18 protein-coding genes are annotated in these 18,821 nt (G+C 45.4%); 4 read left to right on the forward strand and 14 right to left on the reverse strand.

The annotated features are described in order from the left end of the window. Positions 1–156 precede the first annotated feature (156 nt). The 14 genes from cysQ to gspC form a co-directional block, all read right to left on the reverse strand. On the reverse strand, positions 157–978 hold the full coding sequence (cysQ, locus tag Q8W40_RS21890; protein WP_305400239.1) for a 3'(2'),5'-bisphosphate nucleotidase CysQ: 822 nt from the start codon (positions 976–978) through the stop codon (positions 157–159). A gap of 11 nt (positions 979–989) precedes the next feature. Further along, positions 990–1,544: an ADP compounds hydrolase NudE gene (gene nudE / locus Q8W40_RS21895; RefSeq protein ID WP_305400240.1), complete on the reverse strand. Its 555-nt coding sequence runs from the start codon at positions 1,542–1,544 to the stop codon at positions 990–992. Between the two features lie 230 nt (positions 1,545–1,774). Then, positions 1,775–2,533 carry a type II secretion system protein N gene (locus Q8W40_RS21900; RefSeq protein ID WP_305400241.1) on the reverse strand — a complete coding sequence of 253 codons (759 nt, stop codon included), beginning with the start codon at positions 2,531–2,533 and terminating at the stop codon, positions 1,775–1,777. Between the two features lies 1 nt (position 2,534). Then, positions 2,535–3,023: a type II secretion system protein M gene (locus Q8W40_RS21905; protein ID WP_305400242.1), complete on the reverse strand. Its 489-nt coding sequence runs from the start codon at positions 3,021–3,023 to the stop codon at positions 2,535–2,537. After that, a complete protein-coding gene (gene gspL, locus Q8W40_RS21910) occupies positions 3,020–4,279 on the reverse strand; it encodes a type II secretion system protein GspL (RefSeq protein WP_305400243.1) in 1,260 nt (419 codons plus the stop codon). Before gspL ends, Q8W40_RS21905 begins: the two co-directional genes overlap by 4 nt. Then, positions 4,248–5,264 carry a type II secretion system minor pseudopilin GspK gene (gene gspK / locus Q8W40_RS21915; protein WP_126606116.1) on the reverse strand — a complete coding sequence of 339 codons (1,017 nt, stop codon included), beginning with the start codon at positions 5,262–5,264 and terminating at the stop codon, positions 4,248–4,250. The genes gspL and gspK overlap by 32 nt, the downstream gene beginning before the upstream one ends. Next, a complete protein-coding gene (gspJ, locus tag Q8W40_RS21920) occupies positions 5,257–5,934 on the reverse strand; it encodes a type II secretion system minor pseudopilin GspJ (RefSeq protein ID WP_305400244.1) in 678 nt (225 codons plus the stop codon). The genes gspK and gspJ overlap by 8 nt, the downstream gene beginning before the upstream one ends. Then, a complete protein-coding gene (gspI, locus tag Q8W40_RS21925) occupies positions 5,921–6,298 on the reverse strand; it encodes a type II secretion system minor pseudopilin GspI (RefSeq protein WP_305400246.1) in 378 nt (125 codons plus the stop codon). The genes gspJ and gspI overlap by 14 nt, the downstream gene beginning before the upstream one ends. Next, positions 6,285–6,869 (reverse strand): type II secretion system minor pseudopilin GspH, encoded by a 585-nt coding sequence (gspH, locus tag Q8W40_RS21930; protein WP_101114531.1) that lies wholly within the window; start codon positions 6,867–6,869, stop codon positions 6,285–6,287. Before gspH ends, gspI begins: the two co-directional genes overlap by 14 nt. A gap of 44 nt (positions 6,870–6,913) precedes the next feature. Next, complete coding sequence (gene gspG, locus Q8W40_RS21935; RefSeq protein ID WP_126606114.1) at positions 6,914–7,363, reverse strand: type II secretion system major pseudopilin GspG; 450 nt, start codon at positions 7,361–7,363, stop codon at positions 6,914–6,916. 144 nt (positions 7,364–7,507) lie between these two features. Next, the gene (gspF, locus tag Q8W40_RS21940; RefSeq protein ID WP_305400249.1) at positions 7,508–8,731 is read right to left on the reverse strand and encodes a type II secretion system inner membrane protein GspF; all 1,224 of its coding nucleotides are present in this window, start codon (positions 8,729–8,731) and stop codon (positions 7,508–7,510) included. Beyond that, positions 8,731–10,236: a type II secretion system ATPase GspE gene (gene gspE / locus Q8W40_RS21945; protein ID WP_305400251.1), complete on the reverse strand. Its 1,506-nt coding sequence runs from the start codon at positions 10,234–10,236 to the stop codon at positions 8,731–8,733. Before gspE ends, gspF begins: the two co-directional genes overlap by 1 nt. After that, positions 10,236–12,266, reverse strand: a complete 2,031-nt coding sequence (gspD, locus tag Q8W40_RS21950; RefSeq protein ID WP_305400253.1) for a type II secretion system secretin GspD — start codon at positions 12,264–12,266, stop codon at positions 10,236–10,238. Before gspD ends, gspE begins: the two co-directional genes overlap by 1 nt. Before the next feature lie 42 nt (positions 12,267–12,308). Beyond that, entirely contained in the window at positions 12,309–13,247 is a 939-nt protein-coding gene (gene gspC / locus Q8W40_RS21955) for a type II secretion system protein GspC (protein ID WP_305400255.1), read from the reverse strand. 259 nt (positions 13,248–13,506) lie between these two features. Between gspC and hslR the strand changes: the two genes are divergently transcribed. The 4 genes from hslR (at position 13,507) to Q8W40_RS21975 (ending at position 18,820) form a co-directional block, all read left to right on the forward strand. Continuing rightward, positions 13,507–13,896 (forward strand): ribosome-associated heat shock protein Hsp15, encoded by a 390-nt coding sequence (gene hslR / locus Q8W40_RS21960; RefSeq protein ID WP_305400257.1) that lies wholly within the window; start codon positions 13,507–13,509, stop codon positions 13,894–13,896. 17 nt (positions 13,897–13,913) lie between these two features. Next, positions 13,914–14,789: an Hsp33 family molecular chaperone HslO gene (gene hslO, locus Q8W40_RS21965; RefSeq protein WP_305400259.1), complete on the forward strand. Its 876-nt coding sequence runs from the start codon at positions 13,914–13,916 to the stop codon at positions 14,787–14,789. 344 nt (positions 14,790–15,133) lie between these two features. After that, a complete protein-coding gene (gene pckA / locus Q8W40_RS21970; RefSeq protein WP_305400260.1) occupies positions 15,134–16,759 on the forward strand; it encodes a phosphoenolpyruvate carboxykinase (ATP) in 1,626 nt (541 codons plus the stop codon). A 126-nt stretch (positions 16,760–16,885) separates the two neighbouring features. Next, complete coding sequence (locus Q8W40_RS21975; protein ID WP_305400262.1) at positions 16,886–18,820, forward strand: AsmA family protein; 1,935 nt, start codon at positions 16,886–16,888, stop codon at positions 18,818–18,820. Position 18,821 lies beyond the last annotated feature (1 nt).

The following is an 18,821-nucleotide window of genomic DNA, read 5'->3' on the forward strand; positions in this document are numbered from 1 at the left end:
AATTTCACCAACAGGTAACTAACTTGTTTATCAGTATATTTTTCTTGGTTGAATAGCTTTCAATTACAGGATAGGAGACTGTAATTGAAAGCTATTTTAATCATGAGTTTTGAGAGGTTAGCTCAAATAACGAGCGTATAAAAAAGAATGGCTGAGCTACTTGTGAGCCAATAGAATCGAATTCCATGGCAGTTCCTCATCACCTAAAACAATAAAATTAGGATTTTCTAATGTTTCTCTTTCATTATAAGAAAGTGGTTCTAATTTAGTGCTGAGAATACGACCACCCGCTTCACTGACAATACACTGTGTCGCGGCAGTATCCCATTCCCCAGTTGGACCTAGTCTTAGGTAGCAATCTACTGCCCCTTCTGCGACTAAGCAGGCTTTAAGCGCTGCTGACCCTAACGGTACCAAGTCAAAATTCCAAGACGGGCACAACTTACTGGTAATGCTATTGATGTCTTGACGGCGGCTAATGGCAATCGCTAAAGATTGGCTTTCGCTGTGATGGCGATGCGTTTCAATCGCCACACTTTCGTCCATATCTGGGATTTTCCAAGCGCCTTTCCCTTTGTAGGCATAATAAGTGACGCCCGAAACTGGCGCATATACCACACCCATAACGGGCTCGTTGTCTTCAACTAGAGCAATAATAGTGGCAAAATCGCCACTGCGTGCAATGAATTCCTGAGTCCCATCTAAAGGATCGACGAGCCAGTAACGGCTCCATTGACACCGTTTTTCAAGGCTGATATCCGAATCTTCTTCCGACAAAACAGGGATATCGGGGGTCAATTCCGTCAACCGCTCGACGATCAATTTGTGCGCGGCAATATCTGCACTCGTAACCGGCGTAGCATCCGATTTGGTGTATTCTTCGTATTGTTTGTTTTCGTAGATATCATGTATGAGCTGACCAGCACTGCGGGCAACCGTGATAACTAAAGGGATAAGGTGAGAAAGATCTTCCGCCATAGGGCATTTCCTTACTCAGACGTGTTTAAATACCGCTGAGCTAACATCAGTGCAGTAATACTGCGGGCTTCACAAAAATCCAGATGGGTCAGCAGCTCATCAGCTTGCTGTAATGGCCAACGTACCAATTCTAGAGGCTCCGGCTCATCCCCTTCCAGTGATTCTGAATACAGGTCGCGTGCCAGAAACAACGTCATCTTACTTGAGAAGTAAGATGGAGCCAGCACCACCTCTTTAAGAGGGGTTAATTCTGTCGCTCCGTACCCAATTTCTTCTTTTAATTCTCGGTTTGCTGCCTCAATAGGCGACTCACCAGGATCCACTAAACCTTTAGGGAACCCGAGCTCATAGCGCTCTGTACCTGCTGCGTATTCACGAATTAAGAGTAAGTCCCCTTGCTCCGTGACAGGCACAATCATGACCGCAGAACGACCACTAGGCTTCATTCGCTCATAGATTCGCTCTTCTCCGTTTGAAAAACGTAAATCGAGAGACTCTATAGTAAATAGTTTAGATTGGGCGACCGTTTTTGTAGCTAAAATTTGTGGCTTTTTTTCACTTGCCATAACCTTTCCTTAAAAATCTGACCCAATCATTAACATGGAACAATATATCATCAAAAATAATGAACTGTTGGCATTTCGAGATTGATTTTTGTTCGTATTAGCTCAATCTACACTCAAACCATCTCCAAATACAGGACGCAGAGCTAACAACTTGAAGTGGTTTAAGTATAACGTTATCAGTAACAAAATGGCCCAGCAATGCTGAGCCATTTTAATTCATCTAATCGCTTCTATAGACGCCCAGAGTACTGAAAGGGAAACTGACCTTTGTTATTCGGGTTACCCAGCCAATTCAGCTGGCTCCCCATCGATTGAGGGAATTCGGCTCCAGGCTTGAACCATGCATTCACACTGTATTGCTGATCAGGCGTCAAGTTTGCATCAAACGCGCTCGTCACCTGAGCATGTTTTTGCTCGCCTTTTGCAGTCAATTTATTATCTTGGCATGCCAAGTCAGAAGTGACTTCACCTAAGATAAGGCTGCCTAATGGTGTGCCTAACGTGCCACCATTCCAAGCCAAATTACCCGTTGCACTTTCACACCATGGCTGAGCATATTGGAACTCTTTAATCGCTAGTTCAAATTGCCCCTCTACCTGAACCGGAGCGGGAATCTGCGCAAATCCCAATATTTTTTCAGCAGGCATAGACGCAAAAATGCTGTGACCATAAAGCCCGCCAAATCCCATGCCCAGAGCTCCTTTACCGTGTAATTGAAGCTCACTGCCGCGACCAAAGCGCACTTGATATTCAGCTTTACCAGTCATTAGCGCTGAAGGTTGAAAGTCCCAGCTAAGCTGACCAAAATTTTGCCCCTGCCACGTTAACTTGGATGCTTGTCCACGCCACAACGTCCCAGACAAACTTCCCACGCTCAACCCCTGAATTTTAGGGGCATATTGATACACAAATGCAACTGGCATGTGTACAACAAGGCTTACGACAAGCACTAAAACAAAAACGGACACATACCCAATTATACGCTTCAAGTTAACTGCCTCTTTTTAGCTGTAATCGGTTTACTTCAACTTGACCAGTGGTTTCTGTACGAGTGATATCAAGAAATTCCACTTCGATACCATGTTGCTCACGTAAATCCGCAAGCCAAGAGACTAACTGATTAAATGGCACTGGTTGAATCCATACTTGCAAGCTTTCGCTACGTGGCTGCATTCGGATAAGTTCAATTTGATATCGTCGCGTGGTCGAAGAAACAACTTGGTTAAGTGGCTGCCCAGATACATTCACGCTCCCACCCGATGCTGCTCTGAGCGTCGTAATGGAGTTCGCACTTTTTGTTACCCAATCTAAAAGCTGCTTTTCACTTGCGATTTTAGTCTGTGCTGCATCCGCTCTTTCATTTAGCGGCGCAATACCGCCCCAATATATAGCAAATGCCAGCACCAAAAAGCTGCAACCAGCCATTAGACGCTGCTCTCTTTGCGATATGGATTGCCACCATGCATTGACTTTATTCATGGTTTTCTCCTAATCACGTAACTGCCAAACACTTCACTGCCACTTCTATTCAACTGACCTTGCTCAACCTCAAATTGCTGTGCGAGATCCGCTCGTGCTGTTTCGAAGGTTTGAAAGTCTTTGCTTTTCGCTTGAATACGAATTTCGTTTCTAGCCCCGTCGTATTTCACACTTAAGACGTCAATAGCACCATTTTTTTTCAAGGCTTGTGGTAGCTGAGCTAACCATACCAACATGGATTCATCACCTCCGCCACCGGACAAACGAGACTCCTCATCACGCATTTGTCTTTTTAGGTAGCTGACGGTCGGAATTTTCCGCTTATTAGGAAATACCTGACGAAAAATTCGCTCGCTTTCCGTTCGATACTCTGCTGCTTGTGCTTCAAATGCATTCACTTGAAGTACATTTTGTGTGGTCAGTACACCTAATAAAAGCACCGCTGCAATGGCGGCTTTCTGCCACACTTTCCAGTGTTTAGTCAGAGAAGATGATGGCTTAAAGCTACCTGTAAGAAGGTTTACTTTCGATGCCAGTGCGCCTTGCGTCAGCAGCGACATTGCTAGTTCAGCGTCTTCAGCTTTCCAGTGACCTGGAAGTTGTTCGTGACCTTCAGGTAAGGGGCTATAACTGGATACAACTTTTTCTTGAAGCGTCTCTTCGTCTGACGGCTCTTCTGGATCGTCATCTTGATTTGAAACCAAACTAAATGGTTCCGGCGGCAGCAATGAAAGCCACTCATTTTGAAGAGTAAACCCAGAATGAGCTCCGCTACGGAATAGCCACTCATTGTTAATTTGGAGTGCACTTATCTCGCTGTCTTGCCTAGGCAGTGCAAGACAGTCAGGCATAATTTGCCTAACGTTAATATGGTGCTCGCGTAGATCACTTAATAGGTTATCTAAAAATTGACGATCTACAGCAGCAACATCGGCTTTTGCACCTCGTTTAGCCAGTACAGAAAAGTGCAACTCATCAACATCTTGTGCAACATCATCTTCGACCAAAAACGGTAACATGGTGTTTAGCTGTCGCGCTCCACCTGCAGGTATATCTACTTCTTTAAGCAATACATCACTACTAGACAACAACACAATGGTCGGGCGTTGGGTGGCATAACTCGCTATGTCACCCAGTTGATCGCGATGACTCAGGTCACCACTTGCGATCACCTCTTGCTGACTCGGAGACCAAACCAGCCACTGTATTGGGGCGTCTACCTGACTACTTACTCTTACGGTCAGAAACTCGCTCACTGATTCCTCCAAAACTACGACGGACGACCGTCGCTTGTTTTCTATCCTTACTGTAGAGCAGGCTACGTATCCTGACCCTTGATTCATCGACCATCACTTGAGCATCCAGCTCAAAGTATCGGCTGTCTACTGCAATATGCGCCTGTGCTTCCTTACGCACTTTTTCTTCAATTCCGTTAATGACTGGCTCTGACATAAAACTGTCTATGCTGTCCCACCCATCAAACTTTCGATTGGCGATAAGCTCTTTGGCGTTGCTGCTGCTTAAGTGCGGCTGAAATAAGGCTGCCAAAATGTCTGCCTGATCTTCGGAAATTGTATTTACGTTGAGTTTCCACTCGTTGGTTGGTAATGCGCATACTAAAGGGGACAATTTATCCATAATAGGCGCACTTACCTGCTGGATCGCCCTTAACTCTGAGCGATCTGCCAAAAATCCATTCGCAGTCAAATAAGGAGGCTGGAACCCCTCATAAGTACTGTCTTCTGCGCCATAACTTGTAAGCACATTGGCGTCATTATCGACAAAATCCCAACTGGAATCCGCGATCACTTCTGCGGTATAGGGTTCAACGTCTTGTTGCTCGATAATGTTTTGCCACACCTTAACAAGAAACGGCTTCTGGGCAGTTTCTACCCGAGCTTTAACACTGGTCAATACGTTGATGTTAAAGCACGCCTGCATATCAACTAACTTACCCTTGGCAGTGCCATAGTCCAGTGGGTATGTCTGTTCTTTTAACGCCCACGGCTGGCTGAGGTTGATTGTTTCATTATCTTTGTAACTTTGTTCTATACCGACTTTAGCTAACGCTTCAACACCAAGGCTATACCAATACGCTTGCTGATGATTGACCTGATTACCCGCTCGATGAAAATTGATGAACAGGCGCTCAGACATCGATGCCGCTATTGCCGTCATGACAGCCAGCAAGAGCAAAACTACGATTAAAGCCACGCCAGATTGGGAGGAACGCTTAACCATTATTTCCTCCGCTAGAATTTTCTCCCTCAGACCCTTGTTGCTGCTTGGGAGTAACAATAGAAAGTTCACCGCCAGGCGTCAGATACACTCGCTCTATTTCGCCGTAATCTTTCAATGTTAGTGTTATCGCAATCGCAGCAGGTAGTGCTCTAGGCTTAGTCCATTCCTCTTTCCATTCACCATTTTCGTAAAACGTTACGGAAAAGGCTTCAACATCTTCCAAAATTGGACGAGACAACGGTAATTGACCTGCTGGGGTGTCTGAGTATCGCCACCATACCCTTTCAAGCTTTTCTTCACGAATCCGATAACCTACTTTGGTGACTTCCCCTCGTGGGAAAACACTTTGCGGGTTTTGCCAACCTAACCGGTTAAAAATAATGCCTTTATCATCAGATTCTAAGACGTAGTCTCCGTAACTTAACAAGGTTTCAGACGGCGATTCTCCGTTGGTTCTCATTTGGCGTAACGCCATCTGTCTGAAATCGTTATCCATCCAGATAAGCGCTCTCTGCATAGTTTGCAGACGCTCTGTTTTTTCAATCGACTGCGCGTTGCTCAGCTGTACCTGATTAACAACTTGATACGCCGCCATGCTAAGGCTGGCAAACACTGCAATGGCCACCAGCACTTCAATGAGAGTAAATCCTGATGCTTTATAGTGACGCATAACTTCTCACCGTCACTATGGCGCTTTTGCCATCTGCTTCTTTAGAAACAGACACATCGAAAGCACTGATTACACCATTATCCGTTGGTACAGGTTTAACCAACCAATACCATGTTTGTCCTGCCAATTCTTCTTTGCCTTTGTTTTCTTTTTTTGGCGCTTTACCAAGCAGGACTTTCGCCATTTGGTTGTCCGCTACCATGGCAGCAAACATTTTTTCCTCTAGATAGCCGAGCGTATTGATATGCTGAGTGACCGCCCTCACCACACTGATGGCAGCCGTTGCAAAAATTGCGAGTGCTACCAGCACTTCTATCAAGGTCATACCACGAGTGCGATGGGCGCTTGGCCTATTCATCTTCATCGCGTTCTCCTGGTCTGAATATACTTATAAACCCATTATCGGCGGCTTTAATACGCCATCCATCTTGAAATTCATCCCCAACGTTGGGATAAAATGCAACTTGAAAAGGGGTTATCTCACCACTTGAAAGAACCATTACTTGAGGCGGAGGTGATTGTTTTTTCTTTTCTTCATCTGCGAACATCTCCTCATCAAACAGGCTTCCTGGCTCAAACAAGCGATCATCGTCGCCCCATTCATCACTGCCCAATTGCAAAGATATCGCAAATTCAGCTTCTAAATCCGACTCTGAGTAGTACCGATTTTCCGCCATTTTTTCCCAACCTTCATTGGTGAGCGTTACAAATCGATACTGCCCTTTGTCTTCATCAAACCAAACACCAAAATCCTTTCCATTCAACATGGCATCTTCATTAAGAAGCTGTAAGCGCTGAGAAAATCGCTGAGCATGTTCCTCAAGCCGATCATCACTTGAAGACGGCAGCGTCGTAATAACCGCTACCGCACTGAGTGACAAGAGCACCAAAACCAACATGATTTCTATTAATGTAAAGCCACGTTGTTTATTCATGCGTATTCGCTTACTACCAAATGAAAAATGGGAAGCCAGTAAAATTACTGGTAGTCCTGCATGTTCCAGTTACCAATGTCGGCTTGAACACCTTCACCACCCTCTTGACCATCAGCACCTAACGTAAAGACGTCGATTGTGCCGTTATCACCTGGGCTCAAATACTGATATTCATTACCCCAAGGATCGTTAGGTAGGCGTCGGATGTACCCGCCATCGCGGTAGTTACGCGGCTCTGGCGAAGCCGATGGTTTAGAAACCAACGCTTCCAATCCCTGATCCGTTGATGGGTACACACTGTTATCCAACTTGTACATATCTAAAGCATTTTCTAGAGCGACAATGTCAGTAATGGCTTTCTGTTGGTCTGCTGTTTCTTTGTTACCTAATAGGTTAGGTACAACGAAACTCGCCAGAATACCCAAAATTACAACCACAACCATGACTTCTAATAGCGTAAAGCCAGACTGCTTTTTATTACTTCTGTTATGCATGTTTCCTCCAAAATGCGCGCTGTAATCATTCTACGCGCACGTTACATTCCGACATTCAATTTGCTTAAAGCCGATTTCAATTCATTGAGCCGCTTTAAGCACAAATAAAATAAATTAAGACAAACGTCTTCGTTAACTCGATTCTTATTTACCTGACACCAAATTGTTGAGCTCTAACAGTGGCATAAGTGTCGCCACCACAATGAACAAAACAATGCCGGCCATGCAAACAATCAATAGTGGTTCAAATACCCCTAAAGCCATGTTGACCTGAGATTCAAAATCTCGGTCTTGATTGTCCGCAGCACGTGTCAACATTTGCTCAAGCTCACCACTTTGCTCTCCACTGGCGATCATATGCAACATCATGGGTGGAAAAAGACGAGTTTGTTCCAAGGATTTTCTCAAACTGGCCCCTTCACGGACTTTATCCGCAGCCAACAAGACTTGTTCTTTTACAAACTGGTTACTCATTACGTCTACTGCGACTTTCATACCATCCAACAAAGGAATGGCGCTGGAAGTACAAATCGACAGTGTGCGTGCAAAACGAGAGGTATTAAGACTACGTGCTACTTTGCCAATAACAGGTAATCCGAGGATCCAACGATCCCACTTTAAGCGAATAGACGGTTTTCGCAGTGCAGCTTGAAACAACACAATGCTGACCAGGGTCACCACAACCAAAACCACGCCCCAGTTCAGAACAAAGTTACTTGCCAGTAATAGAAATTCAGTGGATGCAGGCAGCTTTTGTCCCATTTGGACAAATTGGTCGACAATTTTAGGAACCACGGTCGCGAGAAGAAAAGCGATAACAGACACCGCGATCAACGTCAGCATGACAGGGTAAATCATGGCTTGTTGAAGCTTAGAGCGCATCTTCTGACGGTTTTCTGCGTAGTCGGCAAGGCGGTCTAACACCGTATCTAAATGCCCTGATTTCTCACCCGCAGCTACCATCGCTCGGAAAAGGTCATCAAACACATGTGGGTAATCACCTAAACTGTCTGAAAGCGTATACCCTTCAACAACTCGAGAACGAACTGCCACCATCATGGAGCGAATATGCGCTTTTTCGGTTTGTTCCGCGACGGCTTTCAAACACTCTTCTAGAGGCATTCCTGCCTGAACGAGTGTTGATAGTTGACGAGTCAGTAATGCTAAGTCGTTGGTGCTGATCCCACGCTTGAAAGAGAAACCAGACGAAGAGGCTTTCGCTTCTTTTGCTTTTGTTTCAATAACTTCAACAGGAATCAAGCCTTGTTCTTTTAACTTTTGACGAACTTGGCGTGCGTTATCCCCTTCGATAACACCTTTTTTCTGTTTTCCCTTAGCATCCAGAGCTTTGTATTCAAATGCCGCCATTATACTTCCTTGGTCACTCGCATGACTTCTTCAAGGGTCGTTTTCCCTTGGCGGACCTTACTCAAACCATCATCACGAATACTTGGTGTGGCACCACGTACATGTTTCTCAATGGCTTGTTCTCCGGCTTCACTGTGGATCAACTCTTGAACGTCATCATCGATAACCAATAATTCATGGATACCAGTACGCCCACGATAACCTTTAAAGTTACACGATTCACAACCGCACGCTTTGTACAACGTGAGGGGCTCAGATTCGGTCAGGCTAAACAGCTTTTTCTGCTCTTTATCCGCTTCATATGGCTGCTTACAATCAGGGCAAAGTGTACGAACCAGTCTCTGTGCTAGAACACCCAGTAGAGAAGACGAAATCAAGAACGGTTCGATGCCCATATCACGCAATCGCGTAATCGCACCTACAGCAGTATTGGTGTGTAAAGTCGACATCACTAAGTGACCCGTTAATGATGCTTGAACACCAATTTGGGCAGTCTCTAAGTCACGTATTTCCCCGACCATCACAACATCGGGATCCTGACGAAGAATTGCACGTAAGCCACGGGCAAACGTCATGTCTACTTTCGGGTTCACCTGAGTCTGACCGATACCGTCGATGTCAAATTCAATCGGATCTTCCACCGTCAAGATATTGCTCTCAGTGCTGTTCAGCTCTTGAAGACCTGCATACAAGGTGGTGGATTTACCTGAACCCGTAGGACCGGTGACCAAAATGATACCGTGAGGACGTTTGATCAGAGTTTGGAAGCCATCATGGTTGCGAGGCGTCATGCCAAGGCTATGTAAATCAAGGCGAGTCGCGTTTTTATCAAGAAGACGCATAACTACTCGCTCACCGTGTGATGATGGCATAGTCGACACACGAACATCGACAGCTCGTCCACCTATTCGCAGTGAAATTCGACCATCTTGAGGAACCCGCTTCTCCGCAATATCCAATTTCGCCATAACCTTAACGCGAGAAACCAGCAGTGGTGCTAGCTTTCGGCTTGGCGCAAGAACTTCACGCAAAACACCATCTACACGGAAGCGAATGGAAAGAGATTTTTCGAAGGTTTCGATGTGAATATCCGACGCGCCTTCTTTGATCGCTTCGCCTAGCATGGCGTTAATCAATTTGATGATTGGCGCATCATCTTCTGATTCCAACAAGTCTTCATTTTGTGGCAGCTCTTCAGCCAACGAGAAGAAATCGTCGTTGTCGGCACCAATATCTTCCATTAATTGACGCGCTTCGGAAGAATCTCGTTGATACAACTCGGTCAATTTGCTTTCAAAATCTTGAGCGGCAAGAGCAACAGGAATGAATGATTTTCTAACCACTCGACGTACTTCAGTGAGTACGTCAAGTGCTAAGGGTTCTACATAATAAAGGCTAGGTAAAGCACCCGGCTGAGTGGCGACTTCCATCGCCACTTTATGTCGGTTAGCAAAAGCAAAAGGTAAGCGAACAAAGCCTTCAGAAACGACCAGCGTATCCGCCATTATTTCGCCTCCAGCTGCTCAATGAATGCTCGCAATTCTTCAGGGTGGCGAATATCTTCACCATACTTAGGAAGGACAGGAACAAATTCATCACTCAGTAATTTCAGACCTTCTTCTGCTTTAAGAAGTTGCTCGGCACGAATGTAGTTGTATTTGCGCTGGCTAATGCCATCGGCAGTTACGCCATCTCGAATAATGGTTGGCTTGATAAAGACCATCAGGTTTTTCTTGGATACTTTTGTGCTGGTTGATTTGAACAAATGCCCAAGTATCGGAATGTCACCAAGTAATGGCACTTTCGCTTCACTCTCCAAAGCGCGTTCGTCGATCAAACCACCAAGTACCAACATTTGACCATCTTGAATCATTACCGACGTGTTAAGTTGACGCTTAGCGAATCGTACATCGACCGCTCCATCTGCACCCAATACATTCGACACTTCTTGTTCAATGGTTAATTGAACTGAATCGCCTTCGTTGATTTGCGGAACCACTTTCAGTTTGATACCGACTTCTTTTCGTTCAACCGTACTGAATGGGTTGTCATTGTTAGATCCAGTAGCAGAACCAGTCAAAACAGGCACTTCTTCACCAACAACGAATGACGCTTCACCGTTATCCATTACTGTAATGCTTGGGGAAGAAAGAATGTTCGAATTGGAATCACTTGAAACAGCACTCACTAGCGCAGTCCAATCACCAGCGATAAAACTAAGCGCGGCACCATTCACACCACCAAGCGCTTTAGCAAGGGTATCGTAGCTACCTTTAGTGGTGGTGGTTTCATTTCGCAAAAACTCCCCATCGGAGTTATACACCGCTTTTGTCTCAGTAGTATCTTTGGCTTCTTCTAAGCCAACCATAACACTGCCAATAGACGCTCCGGAATTCGCAAACTGTACAGCAGCACCAGTAGTTAAGTTACCCCACTGAACACCAAGGTTAGCGCCATCGCCTTCATCTAACTCCACGATCATGGCTTCGATAAGAACTTGGGCACGACGAATGTCCAATTGGGAAATCACATCTTCGATGGCACGCATAATATCTGGCGGAGCCGTTACGACCAGTGCATTGGTACCAACGTGAGCAGAGATCATGACTTCGTTACGCGCTTTTGCGCCACCGCCACCTTGAGCTCCGCCTTGCTTTTCAGCTTGCAGATTGTCGGAAACACCTTTAAGTACATCAACGAGGTCTTCCGCTTTGGCGTACTTAAGGTAGACAACTCGGTTATTGCCTTTGGTTGCCATTTCAACATCCAGCTGCATGATAAGCTTGCGTAGGCGTTTACGAACCTGCGGATCACCCGATATAAGAATCGAGTTAGTGCGCTCATCCGCCACTAGTTTAGGTTCTAGGAAAGCGGGGGTATTTTTCTGAGCCGTTGATTTGTTCAATGCCTCAACAATACGAACCATTTCAGCCGCAGATGCATTTCTAAGCTCTACAACTTCAATTTCTTTGTCACCGGCTCGGTCAACACGTTCGATAATTTCAGCAAGGCGGTTAACAACAGCCGCACGACCTGTGATCAAAATGATATTCGCAGGGTCATAGTGCACGACGTTACCCGCACCTGCATTGTCATTTAGCTGACGTAATAATGGAGAAAGTTCTCTTACGGATACATTTCGCACTGCCACAACTCGCGTGATAACGGCATCGCCTTGTACACGAGTCTCGTCCCCAACAACGGGAATAGCAGCCGTCTTGGCATCTTTATCACGTACGATCTTGAGTACGCCATTTTCCATTTCAACCGCTGCAAAGCCGTATACTTCCAAAACATTTAGGAAAAAGTGGTAGTACTGCTCTTCATTCAACACGTCATAACTTCGAACATCGATTTTTCCTCGAATTGCCGGATCGACAATGATGGTTTTTTCGAGGTTACGTCCAACAATATTGATGAACTCTTTAATATCGGTTCCCTTGAAACTGGCACTAAACTCACTTGCCACCAACACTGGTGACCATGCAAGGCTACCAGCAAGCAACCAGGTTCCTTTGTTTAACCACTGTTTCACGTGATACTCCCACTCATACCCCAACGCAGTTCTGCGTCGGTTTTAAAACTCAATAAAGATTTCGTGCCTTTGACCGTCGCGCTCGACTGTCAGGTTCAATTCCGTCATATCAGATATACTTTGCCATACTTTTCCCATGGCAGAAGGGTCACTCAGATCCGCTCCATTAAGTTGCGTCGCTATATCGCCTTCTTTTAATCCTACCGCATCAAACAAATCTCTTTGGCTACCAGGCCCCACTCTATACCCAACAATATCGCCTTCTCTTCTGACCTGAGAAAGACGAATGTATTGCATTATTTGTTGAGGGTTTTGAGAAATTTCGCGTCTGATCTGCTCAATTTCGTTAACACCTGGAAAGCTTCCGACATCTGAATCGGATGGTGGCGGTGGTTCTGATGCATTTTGTTGTGCCAGTTTGCTGTATTCGACACCTTCTAGCATCAAAGTTTCATCCTGCCCCTGATTATCGATAATGACACGATCAACCAATACCCCTTTCAATGAAGCGCGTGTGCCTTCGATCTGCTCACCAATACCATACGTTTGTTGCTGGCCTCGGTTAGCGATGACAGCCAAACTGCTGTCTATTGAGGAGCTTGCAACCACTCCAACCAAAACCAAACTTAAACGAGTTTTGGGTGCGTCTTTCACGACAGGCTTTGGCTTAGGTTTTGCCACTGGTTTATCAGAGTAACGACCGAATAGATGAGCATCGAGCAAAGAAGCGATGGCATCACCCGACGCCGCTTCGTTAGAGCCCGGACCAGCCTGTGTAGCCACGGTTGTTGGTGACCAGCGGGTGACACCACTGTCTTGAGGGATTAACTGCCAACTAAGCTGCCCGACAATCCAAGCAGAGATGGCAATCAGCAATAATGTCAACCAGGCACTCAGCTTTCCTTGTTGTTTGACGATGAACGCCAGAAAAGCGGTGAACTTCTGATCTAATTGATATTTTTGCACCACCGAAGATGACATGTATCATGCGCTCCCTGTATTAAAACTTCAGATATGTTAAGGCAGTCTGATAAATAAAAGTCAAAGCCTACACAAAGGCTTGCGCATTGTCATATAAATTGATGGATACCAAATATCGTTCTTATAAAGATTAGCAACAATTCACATTAACAGACTTTAGACTGATTACGTTTCATCCCATTTTAGGTTGAAAACCCCCATACTCGTCACCATTGTGTAAATAATGAGGCAAGTCAATCATTAGAGGCACGAATTTACTATGAGTTCAAATACTGCCACGGTTAGGCTCGACAAATGGCTTTGGGCCGCTCGTTTCTACAAAACGCGATCTATCGCACGGAATATGGTTGATGGAGGAAAAGTCCATTATAATGGTCAACGTTCCAAGCCGAGCAAAATTGTCGAACTTGGTGCAACTATAGTGCTGAGACAGGGGCATGAAGAAAAAACGGTGATCATTGAAAAGATATCCGATCAACGTCGCGGCGCTCCAGAAGCTCAACTGCTTTACCGAGAAACCGAAGACAGCCTTCTTAAACGTGAAGACAATGCACAAAAAAGAAAGCTGAATACCCTGTACAGCCCAAGCCCGGAAAGACGCCCGGATAAAAAACAGCGTCGAGACATCATTAAGTTCAAGAATCAATAAATGCTGGAGCTCCTCGCATGGCAAACAACCAATTGCATCGCTACTTATTTGAAAATTTATCCGTTCGTGGCGAATTGGTACAACTGGATAGTACGTACCAAGAAATCATTTCAAGCAAGGAATACCCAGTACCGGTTAAAAACCTGTTGGGTGAGCTTCTCGTTGCCACAACGCTACTGACTGCCACTCTAAAATTCGAAGGGTCTATCACACTTCAATTGCAGGGTGATGGTCCTGTTCCGTTAGTCGTGATCAATGGCGATCATGACCAGAAAGTTCGTGGAGTGGCTCGCTGGGAAGGCGACCTCGCCGATGACGCAACGCTGCATCAATTGATAGGCAAAGGTCACCTCGTGATCACCATTGCTCCTAAGCAAGGCGAGCGTTACCAAGGTGTGGTCGGTCTAGAAGGGGAAACGTTGTCGGAAGTTCTTGAAGTGTATTTTCAACGCTCTGAACAGCTTCAAACTCGTCTATGGTTCCGCCTTGGTGAGCATGAAGGTAAAGCACATGCAGCAGGTATGTTGTTGCAAACCATACCAGATGGCACTGGTTCGGCGAATGATTTTGAGCACCTAGAGCAACTCACCGACACGGTGAAAAATGAAGAGTTGTTTGGATTGCCAGCTAACGATGTACTTTATCGTCTTTATAACCAAGAGAAGGTACAACTATTCAAGGCGCAGCCAGTCGAGTTTTTCTGTGGTTGTTCGCGTGAAAGAAGTGGCGCTGCCATTATCACAGTTTCACGAGATGAAATTAATGACATTTTAGCGACTGAAGGATCCGTTTCTTTACATTGTGATTACTGCGGCACGGATTACTCGTTTAACGAAGATGACGTATCTGAGCTTTATGAGCAAGCCACTGACAGCAACGATACCCTTCATTAATCCATTATTTTTCACGCTTTAATAAGCACTTAGAATACTTTCTAAAAGCCAGCTCAATGCTGGCTTTTTTAATGCCTTTTCGCTACTAAAACACGCATTTATATCACCGTACGCTATACTTATTTTTGTCAAAGTATTAATACTTTTGATCTAGCGCAAAGGATTGCGCGAGCGATAAAATGAGCAAGCCAAACTGTGACAAGAGTGTAAAAACCCCACTCACCTCAGGGATAAAATATTCAACAAGACCTGAGATGAGAGTTGCTCAAAGTTGCCAAAGTGGTGAGCAGAAAACTATAAATAATTACAAAACCCCTACAATTTATACCCTACAAGGAGCACCTATGACCGTTATGGAACATACAAAGGCTGCACACATCGATCTTACCCGACACGGAATCACTGGCGTGACTGAGGTTTTGCGTAACCCAAGTTATGAGCAGTTGTTTGAAGAAGAAACACGCCCAGAGCTTGAAGGCTACGAAAAAGGTACAGTTACAGAACTTGGTGCCGTTGCTGTCGACACTGGTATTTTTACTGGTCGCTCACCGAAAGATAAATACATCGTTAAAGACGAGACGACCAAAGACACTCTATGGTGGTCAGATCAAGGGAAAAATGACAACAAGCCGATTACCCAAGAAACATGGAATGAGCTAAGAGATTTGGTGACAGACCAGCTTTCAGGTAAGCGTCTTTTTGTTATTGATGGTTTTTGCGGTGCCAACCCTGATACTCGCTTAAGTGTTCGAATCATTACAGAAGTTGCATGGCAGGCCCACTTCGTAAAAAACATGTTCATTCGTCCTACCGATGAAGAACTTGCCTCGTTCGAGCCAGATTTTGTTGTTATGAATGGAGCGAAGACAACCAATCCTAATTGGGAAGCCCAAGGTCTGAACTCCGAGAACTTCGTCGCTTTCAACCTTACAGAGCGTGTGCAAATCATCGGAGGCACATGGTACGGCGGCGAAATGAAGAAAGGAATGTTTGCCGTAATGAACTACCTTCTTCCTTTGCAAGGTATAGCGTCTATGCACTGCAGTGCTAACGTTGGCAAAGAAGGAGATGTCGCCGTGTTCTTCGGTTTATCAGGTACGGGTAAAACGACCTTATCAACCGATCCTAAACGCGAACTTATTGGGGACGATGAGCACGGCTGGGACGATGACGGTATCTTCAATTTCGAAGGAGGCTGTTACGCCAAAACGATTCGTCTATCCAAAGAAGCGGAGCCCGATATTTTCAATGCTATTCGCCGTGATGCTTTGTTGGAAAACGTGACCGTTCGCGCTGATGGATCTATCGACTTTGATGATGGCTCCAAGACTGAAAACACACGAGTTTCTTACCCAATTCACCACATCGATAATATTGTTAAACCAGTATCGAAAGCAGGTCACGCGCAGAAAGTTATTTTCCTTACTGCTGATGCTTTTGGTGTTCTTCCTCCAGTATCGAAGCTGACACCAGAGCAAACGAAGTACCACTTCTTGTCTGGATTCACAGCAAAACTGGCAGGTACAGAGCGCGGTATCACCGAACCTACGCCAACATTCTCTGCTGCATTTGGCGCTGCATTCTTAACATTGCACCCAACTCAGTACGCTGAAGTGCTGGTGAAACGTATGGAAGCCGCTGGTGCGGAAGCTTATCTCGTCAACACTGGTTGGAATGGAACAGGCGAACGAATTTCGATTCAAGACACTCGCGGAATCATCGATGCGATTCTAGATGGCTCGATTGACCACGCAGATACGAAAGTCATTCCAGTCTTCAACCTTGAAGTGCCAACCGCTTTACATGGTGTTGATACAGGCATTCTTGATCCTCGTGACACATACACCGATCCGCTTCAGTGGGATAGCAAAGCCGAAGATTTAGCCAATCGCTTTATCAATAACTTTGCCCAATACACAGACAATGATGAAGGTAAGTCATTAGTTGCGGCGGGTCCTCAACTCGGTTAATGCTTACGAAAGTGGATTAAAGTAGCAAATCCATTACCAAGCCCCTCTTTCGAGGGGCTTTTTATTGAATCCAATCGATAATTGAGCCAATCTGAAAGCTGGATTGAGGAATATGGAACAAGGAAGATGAGAAAAGCCTCCACGGTTGTGGTTTTATTCTTACTGCTGATCGTTGTTTCAGTGCTGGCATTATTTGGCAGCCTGCATACCCGCTATGCTACGTCGGTGGTGAATTTCATTGCCAATCAAGTGAGTAACCTCACGATCCAAATAGAAAACGTGGAGTATCAATCCCCATATCAATTAACACTTCATGGTGTTGAGCTTTCAACGCAGCCTGAACCCATGTTCATCGAAACGGCAAATATCTGGCTCGACCCTGAAATCTTTGATGGTACAAAAATCAGTATTGCGAGTTTGCAGCTCAGTGGGCTGCAACTACAAAAGGGTGTACCCAACATTAGCCCACTCTCTTTCATTAAAGTGCACCAGATCGCCGTGGACAACCTCGATTTCTCCAATCAAGAATGGATCGTAAGAGGGCTTAAATTCCAGATAAAACAGCCCGTTGTTAGCGATCATCCTGTATGGCGTTGGTATGGCGAAATTCAATTGAGCGCCGATCAAATCTATTGGCAAAATGAAGCTTTCAATCATGCATTGTTAGACGCCGATATTTTTGCGGACAGCAAGAAGATATACGGGCTCTCCTTTAGCTGGCGTGGAGGAACGCTATCTGGACAAGCTGAGTGGAAAGATGGGCACTGGAACGTCGTTAACGCTGCGCTGAATGAGCTGACGGTAACGAAAAACGATTGGAAAACCCTCAAAAAATTCAAATGGGCAAGTACCGACAGCTCAGAGATTGCCATAAACCGCTTAGATGTACTGCGTAGCGATCTTGAATTCCCTTCTTTCGCGATGGTTCAGGCAGATATGACACTGGAAGACATTCGCTTTCCTTTCGAATTATGGAAACAGCCCTCTGGCTCGATTTCACTCAATGCTGAAAGCATTGATTATGCCGATCAACTTTGGCTAGAACCCGCTCTTGAAGCCAGTTTTTCACCTGAGCTTATTACCGTGCACAGTGCCAATCTTGGAATGGATCAAGGCTATATCCAAGTCAATGGTGAGTTTACACCAGATACTTGGCATTTAGCGCAACTTAACTTAACGGGTATCGAATGGCATTCCGACAGCGAGCTGTCACTGACGCCTTTTAAAGAACAAGTCGACCGTCTCGCCAATCTAACTATTGACCAACTTTCCGTAAAACGTGCACAGTATATTGACCTAGAGTCAGAGCCAAAACGCCAGATCTCCGGCTTAAATATTCAGGGCAATCAATTAGATGTACTTAGAAATGGTCAAGTCGGCTTATGGCAAGGGCGACTAGCATTAACGGCAAACAGTGCCAACTTTGGAAAATTGATTGGCTCTCAATTACTTGTGGAAGCTCATGCCAATGCTGGAATCAGTTATTTGGATAAAGTCATCATCCCAGTTAATGATGGACTGATTCGCGCGCAAGGGCAGTGGGATTATCGTCAGCACAGCCGCCCATGGGCGCTCAAATTCCAAGGTGATGGTATTCCGATTGAGACACTTCAGCACGTTCACCCGCTACCTCTCGACTTGTCGGGTCTGACTGACACCCAATTTGAGCTCTCGGGGTTGTCTGGTGATGCGGCCTCGTTCAATCACAGCGTTTCAGGCTTCATTTCAACCCAATTTCGTGACCTAACGACCGCTTCTCACTTTGCTGCACTGATGGATCCCAGCATCCCTCTTGAGCTATCAAAGAAAGAGTCTGAGCCCGTCTCTGTATCTGACTTTATAATTGATGTCGATCGAGGAAGAATCACAATGCAAGAGTCGCGCATTCGAGGAGGTGACTTTACCGGATCGATACATGGAAATGTTGATTTGGTGAATGCGGAAAAGGGGAGCATTACGCTCATGTTAAAAGGGGAATGTGGAGAGTGGAGGTATCAGCCACTCTCTAGTGCTCCGATTACACGAGAAGACTGCCAAACACTAGAAAAGCTTGTACCTTAGC

The organism is Vibrio penaeicida (genome assembly GCF_030689305.1).
In the GTDB taxonomy this organism is placed as follows: Bacteria; Pseudomonadota; Gammaproteobacteria; order Enterobacterales; family Vibrionaceae; genus Vibrio; species Vibrio penaeicida_B.